The organism is Flavobacterium sp. PL002 (genome assembly GCF_054165825.1).
Window position 1 is genome coordinate 3,046,708 of record NZ_CM135110.1, and the last position, 14,337, is coordinate 3,061,044.

General features: G+C 33.4%; 13 protein-coding genes. 7 read left to right on the top strand and 6 right to left on the bottom strand.

The features are described from left to right. Positions 1 to 292 precede the first annotated feature (292 nt). The 5 genes from dnaK to ACVEGE_RS13300 all read left to right on the top strand — a co-directional run bounded on the left by dnaK (position 293) and on the right by ACVEGE_RS13300 (position 8,452). On the top strand, positions 293 to 2,176 hold the full coding sequence (gene dnaK / locus ACVEGE_RS13280; protein WP_173853064.1) for a molecular chaperone DnaK: 1,884 nt from the start codon (positions 293 to 295) through the stop codon (positions 2,174 to 2,176). A 253-nt stretch (positions 2,177 to 2,429) separates the two neighbouring features. Continuing rightward, a complete protein-coding gene (gene corA, locus ACVEGE_RS13285; RefSeq protein WP_173853063.1) occupies positions 2,430 to 3,500 on the top strand; it encodes a magnesium/cobalt transporter CorA in 1,071 nt (356 codons plus the stop codon). An 85-nt stretch (positions 3,501 to 3,585) separates the two neighbouring features. After that, positions 3,586 to 5,679 (top strand): phosphate acetyltransferase, encoded by a 2,094-nt coding sequence (gene pta / locus ACVEGE_RS13290; protein ID WP_173853062.1) that lies wholly within the window; start codon positions 3,586 to 3,588, stop codon positions 5,677 to 5,679. A gap of 102 nt (positions 5,680 to 5,781) precedes the next feature. Beyond that, positions 5,782 to 6,963 carry an acetate/propionate family kinase gene (locus ACVEGE_RS13295; protein ID WP_173855689.1) on the top strand — a complete coding sequence of 394 codons (1,182 nt, stop codon included), beginning with the start codon at positions 5,782 to 5,784 and terminating at the stop codon, positions 6,961 to 6,963. Positions 6,964 to 7,072: 109 nt separating this feature from the next. Further along, positions 7,073 to 8,452 (top strand): M28 family peptidase, encoded by a 1,380-nt coding sequence (locus ACVEGE_RS13300; protein WP_192500903.1) that lies wholly within the window; start codon positions 7,073 to 7,075, stop codon positions 8,450 to 8,452. Between the two features lie 84 nt (positions 8,453 to 8,536). On the opposite strand, the gene ACVEGE_RS13305 is transcribed toward ACVEGE_RS13300, so the two are convergent. The 4 genes from ACVEGE_RS13305 to ACVEGE_RS13320 form a co-directional block, all read right to left on the bottom strand. Further along, positions 8,537 to 9,637 carry a PAS domain-containing sensor histidine kinase gene (locus ACVEGE_RS13305; protein ID WP_192500904.1) on the bottom strand — a complete coding sequence of 367 codons (1,101 nt, stop codon included), beginning with the start codon at positions 9,635 to 9,637 and terminating at the stop codon, positions 8,537 to 8,539. A 195-nt stretch (positions 9,638 to 9,832) separates the two neighbouring features. Then, positions 9,833 to 10,714, bottom strand: a complete 882-nt coding sequence (locus ACVEGE_RS13310; RefSeq protein WP_192500905.1) for a hypothetical protein — start codon at positions 10,712 to 10,714, stop codon at positions 9,833 to 9,835. Between the two features lie 17 nt (positions 10,715 to 10,731). Beyond that, positions 10,732 to 11,550 (bottom strand): 3-deoxy-8-phosphooctulonate synthase, encoded by an 819-nt coding sequence (kdsA, locus tag ACVEGE_RS13315; RefSeq protein ID WP_173853057.1) that lies wholly within the window; start codon positions 11,548 to 11,550, stop codon positions 10,732 to 10,734. Positions 11,551 to 11,735: 185 nt separating this feature from the next. Next, positions 11,736 to 12,191 carry a 2-dehydro-3-deoxyphosphooctonate aldolase gene (locus ACVEGE_RS13320; RefSeq protein WP_192500906.1) on the bottom strand — a complete coding sequence of 152 codons (456 nt, stop codon included), beginning with the start codon at positions 12,189 to 12,191 and terminating at the stop codon, positions 11,736 to 11,738. A 146-nt stretch (positions 12,192 to 12,337) separates the two neighbouring features. Here ACVEGE_RS13320 and ACVEGE_RS13325 point away from each other — a divergent pair, with 146 nt between their 5' ends. Both ACVEGE_RS13325 and ACVEGE_RS13330 read left to right on the top strand, forming a co-directional pair. Further along, on the top strand, positions 12,338 to 12,895 hold the full coding sequence (locus ACVEGE_RS13325; RefSeq protein ID WP_173853055.1) for a YeeE/YedE family protein: 558 nt from the start codon (positions 12,338 to 12,340) through the stop codon (positions 12,893 to 12,895). 3 nt (positions 12,896 to 12,898) lie between these two features. Continuing rightward, complete coding sequence (locus ACVEGE_RS13330; RefSeq protein ID WP_173853321.1) at positions 12,899 to 13,312, top strand: DUF6691 family protein; 414 nt, start codon at positions 12,899 to 12,901, stop codon at positions 13,310 to 13,312. 48 nt (positions 13,313 to 13,360) lie between these two features. Here ACVEGE_RS13330 and ACVEGE_RS13335 read toward each other — a convergent pair whose 3' ends face one another. Continuing rightward, on the bottom strand, positions 13,361 to 14,032 hold the full coding sequence (locus ACVEGE_RS13335; RefSeq protein ID WP_192500907.1) for a lysoplasmalogenase: 672 nt from the start codon (positions 14,030 to 14,032) through the stop codon (positions 13,361 to 13,363). A 7-nt stretch (positions 14,033 to 14,039) separates the two neighbouring features. Then, complete coding sequence (locus ACVEGE_RS13340; protein ID WP_458008549.1) at positions 14,040 to 14,282, bottom strand: hypothetical protein; 243 nt, start codon at positions 14,280 to 14,282, stop codon at positions 14,040 to 14,042. Between the last annotated feature and the right edge of the window lie 55 nt (positions 14,283 to 14,337).

The following is a 14,337-nucleotide window of genomic DNA, read 5'->3' on the forward strand; positions in this document are numbered from 1 at the left end:
AATTAATTGTGTAATTCGTATAGCCCTGATAGGAGCGGCATCCTTTATGTTCTTTCTTTAAGAACATAAAGATAGAGCGGATAGCGGGAAAAAGCTCCTTAATTAAAAAAACTGTCAATTTCCTTTTAGTAGAACCAATGACAGTGGGAGTAAAATGTCATGTTGTCAGATTATTTTCCGCCATTTTAACAAAAACTGACAATTAATTGGAGTGTTTTGTGTTGGCACAAAGATTGCTTTACAGTCATCAAGTAATAAAAACGAATATACATTAAATTAAAATATATTAAAAATGGGTAAAATAATCGGAATTGATTTAGGTACGACAAACTCTTGTGTTTCTGTAATGGAAGGTAATGAAGCAGTTGTTATTCCTAATGCAGAAGGAAAAAGAACTACACCATCTATCATCGCTTTTGTAGAAGGTGGAGAAATTAAAGTGGGAGATCCTGCTAAAAGACAAGCGGTAACTAATCCAACTAAGACTATTGCTTCTATTAAACGTTTTATGGGACGTGGTTTTGGTGAAGTTTCGGCTGAAGCAAAAAGAGTTTCTTACAAGATTGTAAAAGGAGATAACAATACGCCACGTGTGGATATTGATGGTCGTTTATATTCTGCACAAGAATTGTCAGCAATGACTCTTCAAAAAATGAAAAAAACTGCTGAAGATTATTTAGGTCAAACAGTTACTGAAGCGGTTATTACTGTTCCTGCTTACTTTAATGATGCACAACGTCAAGCTACGAAAGAAGCTGGAGAAATTGCAGGTCTTAAAGTTATGCGTATCATCAATGAGCCAACTGCTGCGGCATTAGCTTACGGATTAGACAAAAAAGGAACAGATCAAAAAATTGCTGTTTACGATTTAGGTGGAGGTACATTTGATATTTCTGTTCTTGAATTAGGAGACGGAGTTTTTGAAGTATTATCTACAAACGGAGATACACACTTAGGTGGAGATGATTTTGACCATGAAATTATTGACTGGTTAGCTGACGAATTTAAAACGGAAGAAGGTATTGACTTACGTCTTGACCCAATGTCATTACAACGTTTAAAAGAAGCTGCTGAGAAAGCTAAAATTGAATTGTCATCTTCTACTGAAACTGAAATCAACTTACCTTACGTAACGGCTACAGCTTCAGGACCAAAACACTTAGTTAAAAAATTAACTAGAGCTAAATTTGAGCAATTAACTGATTCATTAGTGAAACGTTCTATGGCACCAGTTGCTAGAGCGTTGAAAGATGCAGGTTTATCTGTTTCTGATATTGACGAAGTAATCTTAGTTGGTGGATCTACACGTATGCCAAAAATTGCTGAAGAAGTTGAAAAATTCTTTGGTAAAAAAGCGTCTAAAGGAGTTAACCCTGATGAGGTTGTTGCAATTGGAGCAGCTATTCAAGGTGGAGTTCTTTCTGGAGATGTAAAAGATGTATTGTTATTAGACGTTACACCTTTATCTTTAGGTATCGAAACTATGGGTGGAATTATGACTATCTTAATTGAAGCTAATACTACTATCCCAACTAAAAAATCACAAGTATTCTCTACAGCTGCAGATTCTCAGCCAACTGTTGAACTACACGTTCTTCAAGGAGCTAGACCAATGGCTGCAGATAACAATACAATTGGACGTTTTAACTTAGACGGTATTCCACCAGCACCAAGAGGAGTTCCTCAAATTGAGGTTTCTTTTGATATTGATGCAAATGGTATCATCAAAGTTTCAGCTACTGATAAAGGAACTGGAAAATCTCACGATATCCGTATCGAAGCTTCTTCTGGATTAACTTCTGAAGAAATCGAAAGAATGAAACAAGACGCTGAAGCTAACGCTGAGTCTGACAAAGCTGCAAGAGAAAGAGCTGAAAAATTGAACGAAGCAGATGGAATGATTTTCCAAACTGAAACTCAATTAAAAGATCTTGGAGATAAATTAGCTGATGATCATAAAGTTGCTGTAGAATATGCATTGACTGAATTGAGAATGGCACACCAATCTCAAGACATTCCTGCAATCCAAACTGCACTTGATAACATCAACGCTGCTTGGAAAACTGCTACTGAAGCAATGTACGCTCAAGGAGAACAAGGTCAAGCTGCTACAGAGCCACAAGCTGCTGCGCAAGGAGATGATGTTCAAGATGTAGACTACGAAGAAGTAAAATAATTTCTTTTAGTGAAGTGATTCGTCACTGATCTTACATTATATTAAAACCGTTCACTTAGGTGAACGGTTTTTTTTTGTAGTTTGATATTTATAAATGAAACATGATTTATCTCATAAACGGAATTATTATTTAGGGATATCTTTGTTTAAATATTTAATTTAAGAGTGTTTCATTTATAATGAACTTCATATTTGTTAATGCGTTATTCATTACAAAATCTTTTTTGTAATATTACTGTATATATTATTTTAAATGAGAAAGATTAAATTCAAAAAGAACAGAAAATTACAACCTAATAAACTTGAGTACACCGGAAGTCACAAAAAGATGGAGTCAGAGATGCAATTGTTTGTTTATGACGCTGTTGATTTTATTGAATACGCTGATATTGAAACAACTGATTTAAAAGCTACAATAAATGATCAAAAGATAAACTGGCTCAATTTACATGGCTTAAATGAAATGGAAATTATTGAAGCCATTGGAGCCTTTTTCAAAATTGATAATTTTTTGCTTTCGGATATTTTAAATACAACGCGTAGAACCAAGTTAGAAGAATCACCGGAGACTTTATTCTTTAATATAAAGTCGATGCTGCCAACGGAAAATTCTGATAATATTAGTGTAGAGCAAATCAGTTTTTTGATCAAAAATAATATCTTAATCTCTTTTCAGGAAAAAAGAAGTGATTTCTTCTCACACATAAGAGAGCGTATTCGCACACATTCTGGAAATGTTAGAAATAAAAAAGCCGACTTCTTACTCTATTTATTATTAGATGCTGTGATGGAAAATTTTTATGTTACTATCGAAAATGAAGAAGATAAAGTAGAAGAGTTAATTAATCTTTCTAAAAATAGTGCCGACCCTAATATTTTGATTCGGATTGAGAAACATAGGGACAACTTTAATTTTTTAAAAAGAGCTATTATTCCGCTCAGAGACTCCTTATACGCCATAAAAAGTTTAAAAGAAGACGAAGATTTTTGTGTGATAGAATCAGAGTCGTTTGGTTATTTTTCTCGATTACATCAAAAAAGTCTAGAACTTTTAGAGCAAATAGAGTCGGATATGGGGATGTTAGAAAGTGCTTCTAGTTTTTTCTTTTCATCTCAATCGCATAAAATGAATGAGATTATGAAGACCCTAACAATTGTTTCGGCAATATTTATTCCGCTTACCTTTATCGTAGGAGTTTACGGAATGAACTTTGAACACATGCCTGAATTAAAATATCAAAATGGCTATTATACCGTTATAGCAGTCATGGTTCTCATAGGGATTATCATGATCTTCTACTTTAAAAAAAGAAAATGGTTTTAGAATTAAAAATCGTAATCTTAAACATGTTTGAAATAGTTAAAGACAATAAAAAATACGTTTATAAAATATCAAAAAAGTAAGCAAAATGAATAAAGCCATATATATAGCAACCTCTGAACACAATAGCGGTAAGTCAATTATTACGCTAGGTTTAATGAGTATGTTAATTGGGAAAACAGCCAAAGTAGGGTATTTTAGACCTATTATAGAAGATTTTGAAGATGGAAAGGTAGATAATCATATTGAAACCGTTATCTCTCACTTTAAATTAGACCTTGCTTTTGAGGATGCTTATGCCATCACTAAAAGTAAATTGATCAAGAAGAAAAATAAGGGAAAATTAGGCGAAGTTTTAGACCTTATCATCGAAAAATACAAACGCCTAGAGGAACAATGTGATTTTGTTCTAGTAGAAGGAACTAGTTTTAGCGGCGAGGGAACGGTTATCGAATTAGATATGAATGTTTTGATTGCTAAAAATTTAGGGATTCCAACAATTATTGTAGGTACAGGCATAGATAAAACACTCGAGGAACTTATTGATGGTTTGTATTTAACCTACAATTCGTATAAAGAAAAAGAGGTTGAGGTGCTAGCTATTATTGTAAACAAAGTATTGGGGCAAAATATTAATGTAGTTGCTGATGGGTTGAAAGCTACCTTGCCACAAGAGGTTTTAGTCAATGCGATTCCGTTAATACCTAGTTTAAATAATCCAACTATTAAGGAAATCGTAGATGTATTGGATGCTAAAATCCTTTTTGGGGATTCCTTTTTAAACAATGAAATAGGCCATTTTAGTGTAGGTGCGATGCAGCTTCATAATTACCTGTTACACCTGCAAGAAAATGCTTTAGTGATTACTCCTGGAGATCGAGCAGACCTTATATTGGGAGTTTTACAAGCCAATGAATCGGCTAATTATCCCGCAATATCTGGAATAGTCTTGACGGGTAATATCGTTCCTGAAGAAAGTATTATAAAGTTGATTGAAGGTTTAACAAGCATTGTTCCTATACTTGCTGTAGCAGGAGGGACTTACGGTATTACAAACAGAATAGGGAATATAAAATCACAAATCTATGCTGATAATACACAAAAGATTGAAACCTCAATCAGTACTTTTGAAAAGTATGTTGATATAGATAATTTATCAGAGAAATTAAGTGCTTTTGAAGCTGAGGGAATGACCCCAAAAATGTTTCAGTATAATTTAGTTAAACGCGCAAAAAAACACCGCAAACACATTGTTTTACCCGAAGGAAGTGATGAGCGTATCCTTATTGCAACCTCTCGACTATTAACAATGAATGTAGTGGATATTTCGATCATTGGAAACAAAAAAGAAATAGAAAATAAGGTAGCAGAATTAGGAATTACATTGGACTTTTCGAAAGTAAAAATTATTAACCCTATAGAGTCTGAACATTATGAAGATTACGCAAATACGTATTATGAACTGCGTAAAAATAAAAATGTTACTATCGCTATGGCCAAAGATTTAATGGAAGACGTCTCTTATTTTGGAACCATGATGGTTTATAAAGGGGATGCTGACGGAATGGTTTCTGGAGCGGCACATACCACACAACATACTATTTTACCGGCTTTGCAGTTCATTAAAACAAAACCAAATTCAAGTGTGGTTTCTTCGGTGTTTTTTATGTGTTTAGAAGATCGTGTTTCTGTTTTTGGAGATTGTGCTATTAATCCAAATCCAACTGCAGAACAACTAGCTGAGATAGCCATTTCATCTGCTGATACAAGTATGGCTTTTGGAATTGAACCCAAAATAGCCATGTTATCCTATTCATCTGGAGCTTCTGGCAAAGGAGATGAAGTTGAAAAAGTGCGTACAGCAACTGAGATTGTTCGTATGAAACGTCCTGACCTAAAAATTGAAGGCCCAATACAATATGATGCAGCAGTAGATATGGAAATTGGGCAAAGTAAAATGCCTAATTCTGAAGTAGCAGGACAAGCAAGTGTGCTTATTTTTCCCGATTTAAATACAGGTAATAATACTTATAAAGCAGTTCAAAGAGAAACAGGAGCATTAGCGATAGGACCAATGTTGCAAGGATTAAACAAGCCCGTAAACGATTTAAGTCGCGGTTGTACCGTTGATGATATTATCAATACTGTAGTAATCACAGCCATTCAAGCGCAAGGGTTGTAACGTTTTATTAAAAGATTGAAAAATTTAATAATTTGAAAACTATTTGTTTTCTATTTCAATCTTTGAATCTTTTTAATCTTTCATTTTTTAAATTTTAGTTCAATGAAAATAGTCATAATTAATTCAGGAAGTTCATCAATAAAATACCAATTAATCAATATGCCAACTCAGGAAGTACTTTGTAGCGGCATGATTGATAGAATAGGATTAGAATCCTCAAATCTTACGTACGTAACTAGTACGTCAAAGTTAGAAGAAAGCATGCCAATATTAAATCATAAAATAGGTTTGGTTAAGATAGCCGAATTACTGATGAATGAAAATATAGGAGTAATTAAAAGTACTGAAGAAATTGATGCTGTAGGGCATCGTGTAGTTCATGGAGGGACTTATTTTTCGGACACAACGATTATTGATCAAGAGGTAAAAGATAAAATAGAGGAGCTTTTTGCACTTGTGCCATTGCATAATCCAGCGCATTTATTGGGGATAAATGTTGCCGAAGAGATTTTTGCGAAAGCAAAGCAAGTAGCTGTTTTTGATACTGCTTTTCATCAAACCATACCTGTGGTAGCACATAAATTTGCAATACCAGATCATTTTTATAATGAAAATAAAATAAGAGTATATGGATTTCACGGAATTAGCCATAAATACGTGTCAGAAAAAGCTATTGAGTATCTAGATAAAAGTGCTAATTTAATTAGTATTCACTTAGGAAATGGCTGTAGTATTACGGCAATTAAAGACGGGAAAAGCATTGATCACTCCATGGGTTTCTCCCCATCAAACGGATTGTTAATGGGGACGAGAAGTGGTGATATTGATCATTCGCTTATCTTTTATTTAATAGACACTTTGGGGTATACTAGTAAGGAAGTAAATGATATTTTACTTAAAAAGAGTGGTATGCTTGGACTAACAGGTTATAGCGATCTAAGAGATATTGAGTCACATGCAGAGGAAGGAAATAGAGCCTGTCAATTAGCTCTAGCAATGAATGCGTACCGAATTAGGAAATATATTGGATCCTATACTGCAGTCATGAATGGACTTGATGCAATTATTTTTACAGCTGGAATAGGAGAAAACTCTTCTTATATCAGGAAATTAGTTTGTGCAGATATGGATTATTTTGGACTTAAATTAGATGATCGAAAGAACGAAGTGCGCGCTAAAGAAATGAGAGAAATCAACACTTTAAATTCAAAGACAAAAATTATGGTAATTCCAACTAATGAAGAATTAGAAATTGCGAATCAAGTTTATGAGTTGCTTAAGTAATTTAAAGCTTCATTTTATTATTTTAGCATCAATTAAATTTAGTTAAGAACTGATGATTTAAATTGCTTACAATTTACATTAGATAATACAAAATTAACTCAAAGAACCAATGAAAAAAATAACGGTAGTCGCATTATTTCTGTTAGGAACTAGTTCGCTTTTTGCACAAAAAACAGACGAGCAAGTATTAAAGGAAATCTATAAACAAGCATTAACCAACTCGAAATCATACGCATGGTTAGATCATTTATCGAATGATATTGGGGCGCGTTTGTCAGGTTCTGCAAATGCTGAGAAAGCGGTGCAATATACCAAAGCTGAAATGGAAAAATTAGGTTTTGATAAAGTGTACTTACAAGAAGTAATGGTGCCTAAATGGGTAAGAGGCGAAAAAGAGACGGCCTATATTTTAGATAATAAAACAAAAACCGTGGTGCCTATTTGCGCCTTAGGAGGATCAGTGGCTACAGCCAAAAATGGTCTAACTGCAGAAGTTATAGAAGTTCAGAATTTTGATGAACTGACAGCATTAGGAGCAGCGAAAGTAAAAGGAAAGATTGTCTTTTTTAATAGACCCATGGATAAAGAACAGATAGAATCGTTTCATGCGTATTCAGGAGCTGTAGATCAGCGTTATGCAGGAGCACAAAAAGCAGCAGAACTTGGCGCAGTGGGAACTATTGTACGTTCGCTAAATTTAAGATTAGATGATTTTCCACACACAGGAACGCAAAGTTACGGAGATTTACCTAAGTCAAAATACATCCCTACTGCCGCAATTAGTACTAATGGTGCAGAATTGTTGAGTAAAACTTTGAAGAAAAATCCAAAGTTGAATTTCTACTTCAAGCAGTCTTGCGAGCAGTTTGACGACGTACTTTCTTACAATGTAGTGGGAGAAATTAAAGGTTCAGTAACGCCAGAAAACATTATGGTTGTAGGCGGACATCTTGATTCTTGGGATCTTGCTGATGGATCACATGATGATGGAGCAGGAGTAGTACAAAGTATGGACGTCGCTAATATTTTCAAGAATATAGGGTACAAACCTAAAAATACAATACGAGTAGTGCTTTTCATGAATGAAGAAAACGGTTTAAGAGGCGGTAACAAATATGAGGAACTGTCTTTAAAAAATAAAGAAAACCATATTTTTGCTTTAGAAAGCGATTCGGGTGGATTTAGTCCAAGAGGATTTTCGTTAGAATGTGATAAAGCTAATTTTAACCAAATTGCTGAGTTTAGTAAATTATTCGAACCTTATTTAATCCATAGTTTTGTGGAAGGGCATAGTGGGTCAGATATTGGTCCATTAACCTCTAAAAACATCGTAAAAGCAGGTTTAAAACCAGATTCACAACGTTATTTTGATTATCACCATGCAGCAAATGATAAATTTGATGCTGTGGATAAAAGAGAGTTGGAATTAGGAACGGGAACAATGACTTCATTGATGTATTTAATGGATCAAAGAGGGATTTTAAAATAAGATTTAATCCAAATAGATTTTAACAAATAGCCCTACTAGTTTAAACTAGTGGGGCTATTACTTATTAAGGAATAACTTCTAAAATTAGTCTTTAAAAGTTATTGTGAAAGTAGTTCCATGGTTTACTTTACTATCCACTGTAATGTTACCTCCAAGACTCGTGATGTGGTTGTGTACTAAATATAAGCCAATGCCTTTGCTATCTTCGTGATCATGGAATTTTTGGTGTAAACCAAAAATTTTATCTTTCACGACTTCCATATCAAAACCAATTCCGTTATCAGTTACAATCAATTGCTTTTGATCGTCACTCGTTTTTGAAAAAATAGAAATTCGAGGCAAATAATCTGGATTAGCGTATTTTATAGCATTGGTAATCAAATTAAGAAAAATACTTTTCAGGTTGGATTTATTAAAAGCAATACACTTTAATTCAGTAAAATTGCAATCGATTTTTGCTTGTGAATTCTCAATCAACGCATTAATAGATAGTACTGTGTCTTCTAATGTTTCTTGAAAATGAACTTCTTCTAGATGTTCGTTGATCTCATTTTGCTTGTCAAGCATCGTTACATATTCATTGAGTGTGTCTTTTAAATTTAATGAAGTTGTTTTTAAAAGTGTTATAAACTCAGCTGTTTCTGGATCATTAATAGTATCCGTTTCTAATAAATCAAAAATTGTCAATAGGTTGTTCACAGGAGATCTCAAGTCATGCGCTGCGGTATAGGTTAACTTCTTGAAATTATTATTGATGTTTATAAGATCCGTCAAGTTTTGATTCCGTTCTTTTTCAAGTTCTTTTTGATACGTAATGTTTTTTGCTATAGCATAAACATGACTATCGCTTTCTATAGGTAAAGAAGTCCATAAAAGCCAAATTGTTGTACCATTTTTAGTTAAATACCTGTTCTCGAAATTAAGTAACGGAATTTTATTTTTTAGGTCGTTTTGAGCATTAATTGTCGTCTTTTTATCTTCATGATGTACAAAAAAACTAATGGGTTTTGCAAGTAACTCTTCTTGGCTGTAGCCTAATAAATTAGATACAGCAGGGTTTATTTGTTTGAAATAACCATCAAAACCTGCAACGCACAATAAATCAGGAGACAATTCAAAAAACTGTTTAAATTTTATGAATGTGTCAATTTCTTGATCGGCTATTTTTTGATTACTTCGTATCATTAAAAATTATTAAGATTTAATTTTATTAATGAAATATTTATGTAGGCTAAATCACTGAAAAATAAAATCGGCTTCTAAAATTAATCAAAAAAAGGATTGAATGACTTCAAAAAGTAAATTTTTTATTGGTATTAGCATAAAAAAAGGGATTGTTTAATTAAAAACAATCCCTTATCTATATACTGTTATTTTGTTTTAGATTCTGAAAATACCTCCAAAAGCAATTATTCTTTGGAAAAAGAAAAAATCTTGTGAAGCGCTATCCTCACTACTCTTAGTAGTACGAATGTCTTGCATATTGATGTACCCACCTTTTAATTCTCCTTGAACATAAAAGTGTTTGAAAAAAGTAACATTCAATCCTGCTTTTAGTGAAGTACCATATCCAGAAACATGAAAATCATCGTGACGTTCTTTTCCTAATAATGTAGTATTAGTCTTTGGATATAATACTCCTACACCCACGCCTTCAGTAAGGTTTACTTGAATTTTGTCAGTATTTCCTATTTTAAATAGTGATGAAATATCATCGTGTCTAGAAACTTCAGTGTTTACATAATTTAAACCATCAGTGTGTTCGTACATTAGGAAAGGAATTCCACCTACCTCTGTACCTTGTGCGAAGTTCACGGGAGTATTGTTATAGACTCCATTGTAAATTGAACCGCTTTCTCCAGCAGGTAGGTTAATAGTACCTGTAATATTAGCGGTTTGATCTTGTGTCATTACGTATTTCATATGGTCTACACCTAGGGTTACACTATAATGATCACTAATAAAATACCCCAATCTAAAATTAGTTTGTGGGATGGTCATTCTTGAAGGATTGACATAATCTACATGCCATCCTTTTGGTTTATCATGAGCAGCCATGTTCTCTACAGTAAAGTTGTAATCTTTACCTTTGTAGTTCACATCTGACTTTGTGTAACTGTCTCTATTTCCTCCCCACGAAACAAAGAATTTTCCTTTATTGTGTGCAGTATATCTGTCTTGAACTTTAATATCTTCTTGTGCATTTACAGTATTAGCAAAGCTAAATGCTAAAAAAGCTGTAAATAATATTATCTTTTTCACTTGGTGTATATATAAAATTAAAAATTATTAACCGTTTGTCTAATGGCAACTAATTTTGTCATTAATGATTCAAAATAGTCTAAATGCAACATGTTAGCTCCATCACTTTTTGCGTTAGCTGGATCAAAATGGGTTTCGATAAATATACCGTCAACACCTACTGCAATACCTGCTTTTGCAATGGTTTCAATCATATCAGGTCTTCCTCCAGTTACACCAGCAGTTTGATTAGGCTGTTGCAAAGAGTGCGTTACATCAAGTACCGTAGATGCATATTGTTGCATAGTAGGAATTCCTCTAAAATCAACAACCATATCTTGGTAGCCAAACATAGTTCCACGATCTGTAATCATAACTTTTTGATTGTTGCAATCCAATACTTTTTGTACGGCATGTTTCATACTTTCAGGGCTCATAAATTGTCCTTTTTTCAAGTTGACCACTTTTCCAGTATTGGCAGCAGCCACAACTAAATCTGTTTGACGAACTAAAAAAGCCGGAATTTGTAAAACATCAACATATTGAGCCGCCATATCGGCATCCTCATTTGTATGAATATCAGTAACAGTGGGAACGCCAAAGGTCTCCGAAACTTTTCTTAATATTTTTAACGCTTTTTCATCTCCTATTCCTGAAAAACTATCAATTCTAGAACGATTTGCTTTCTTGAAGGATCCTTTAAAAATAAAAGGAATTTGTAAGTTATCAGTAATACCTACTAATTTTTCGGCAATTCTCATCGCCATTTCTTCTCCTTCAATGGCACAAGGACCAGCTAATAAAAAGAAATTTCCGCTATCAGTGTGTTTGATTTGTGGTATATCGTGTATGTTCATAGTGTGTTGTTTTTTAAAGTTGCAAAGGTAGCTATGATTTGCGATTTCCCCTTTACGATTTAACTTTTTTTATAGAGATTATTAAGTGTTATTAGTAGCTGTTTCCTGCTATACGCTTGTATCTTATGGTTTTTAAAGAAAAAACCATAAGGATACCGCTGCTATCAGGGCTAGGGCTTAGATTGTTAATCCTGTTTTTTTAAACCAAAACCTACAGGAACTTTTAAATATCCTTTTTCATAAATATTCATATACAGTAAGATAGGTTTTTTTAAACCTTCCCATTTTACTTCGTATACATCTAGAAATCCAGCGCCCATATCGCTTCTTTTAGTAGGAAACGGACAACAACTTTCTAATTTTGTAAAACTTATTTTTTCGCCTTTAGGACCACACAAGGCATTCAGGTAACGCTCTTGATTAATAGTGTCATTTCGCGTGCTGTAATAAAAAACGTTGATAGGGTAATCTTTATCATATCCATATTTTTTATTTGTACTGTACTCAGTAAATACAAAGGTATTATGGACTGATAATCTTGGAATAGGAGCATTATCATCTACGTTTTTTAAAGTAGATTTTGTACTCACGCAAGAAACCATAAATAAAAGAAAAGTAAGAGCAACTATTATTTTTTTCATAATGGAGTTATTTTGAACGGTTTTTAGTTTTACTTACAAATATAAACAGAACTATAAACACGATTACTACCAAAATATAAAATTGTGATGAAAACCTTTGAATTCTAAATACTAGAATCCCTATTTTTGCGACAAATAAATAAACTATGACTATTTTTTTTCAAACTTGGCCCTGGTATATTTCGGGGTTTATTATCGGTTTAATAATGCTATCACTGATATATTTCGGAAAATCTTTCGGAATGTCCTCTAACCTTCGTTCGATGTGTACGATAATGGGAGCAGGTAAGCGTACAAAATTTTTTGACTTTGACTGGAAATCACAACGCTGGAATTTAATTGTTGTCTTAGGCGCTATGCTTGGCGGATTTGTTGCTGTGAATTTTATGAGCGATCCGTCTAATGTGACCATAAACCCAAAAACAATTGCGCAATTAGCAGCATTTGGTATCGACGCGCCTAATGGTAAATTAGCTCCTGATGTACTTTTTGGTTTGCAAGCATTTCAATCACCTAAGAGTATTGCGATACTTTTAGTTGGTGGTCTTCTCATTGGTTTTGGTACGCGTTATGCTGGAGGATGTACTTCTGGTCATGCTATCTCAGGTTTAAGCAACCTACAAATTCCTTCATTAAAAGCCGTAATAGGTTTTTTTATTGGTGGATTGATCATGGCATATTTAATTTTTCCCTTAATTTTTTAAATGATGAAAATAATAAAATATTTACTAGTTGGTTTCGTTTTCGGAATCGTACTTACAAAATCAGAAGCCGTTTCATGGTACCGTATTTATGAAATGTTTCAGTTTCAGTCTTTCCACATGTACGGAATCATAATGACTGCGGTGGTAACGGGAGTTATTGGTATTCAAATCATAAAAAGGAATAAGATTAAAGACATCAAAGGCTTGCCTATCGAAATTGCCGATAAAGAACCGGGTAATGCAAGATATTGGATTGGCGGAATATTATTTGGACTTGGCTGGGCACTTGTTGGTGCTTGTCCTGGGCCTATTTATATCTTGATTGGTGCTGGTTTTTGGAGTGTTTTTATCGTTTTATTTGGTGCGTTGCTAGGAACTTACCTCTATGGAGTTTTTAAAGATAAATTACCTCACTAAAATTAGTATTAGGTAAAGATTTTAAATAGCATTCTCTAGTTGAGGATGCTATTTTTTTTGGTTCAATTTTAATATCCCTACTACAATCAGGTATTGGGCAAGAATATAAGTGACCATTATGAAAAATGAATTGTACATAATGGGACTGTAAAACTTGTCAAAAGCGAGGATGCTATCTGAACTTACAAAAACAATTGCCCCTAATAATACATACCAACTTGCGGGCTTTTGCCAAATTAAAAACCCTTTCAAAGCAAACAGTAACATAGTTGATATTACTAAAGCATATACAAATACGGGAATGGTCAATTCACCCAAACTAGGTAATAATATCGACAAGAAAATCATTAAGTAAGCAATGATTGCTGTGACTCCAGACCAATAGATGGCTCTATTGTGATCTTTTTTTGGTTTTAGTTGTTTGTTGAAAAGAAAAATATAAACCACATGTGAAATTAAAAAGGCTACAAGTCCAAAAATAAAATACAACTCTCCACGATCTGTAAAGAGTAAAATAATATCTCCTATCCAAGAGCACAATAATGCGATTAAAAGCAGTTTTTTTGATGTAAATGAGGCACTTAAATAGACTGCCGCAATTAAAAGCAAAATCAATACCGGTTTCATGAATCCAGCAATAGTTTCAAGTTCTAAAAGAAGGATTGCTAAATATAAGGCACTGAAAGCGAGGTAACTTTTTAATAATGTATTGGTTTTCATAATAGCTTTAGGAATTGGTAATTTCGGGTTTAGAAACTTTAAACTCAAAGGAAATAAAAGTAATACTCAAGCCCAAAACGTCTTTTACAGCATTTGTTATTCCGGAACTAATGCTAGAGACGGCATCCATGACAGGAACATTATCTTCACCTTTGTAGATTCCGTAAAGCTTTTCGATAATAATTAATACCGCAAATAACGGCATGGCAATTATTAATATTTTACCATATTCTTCCATAAAAAAAAACATTCTAATTTATCCAAATATAGAATAAATTAGAATGTTTTAATGATTAATACACTTT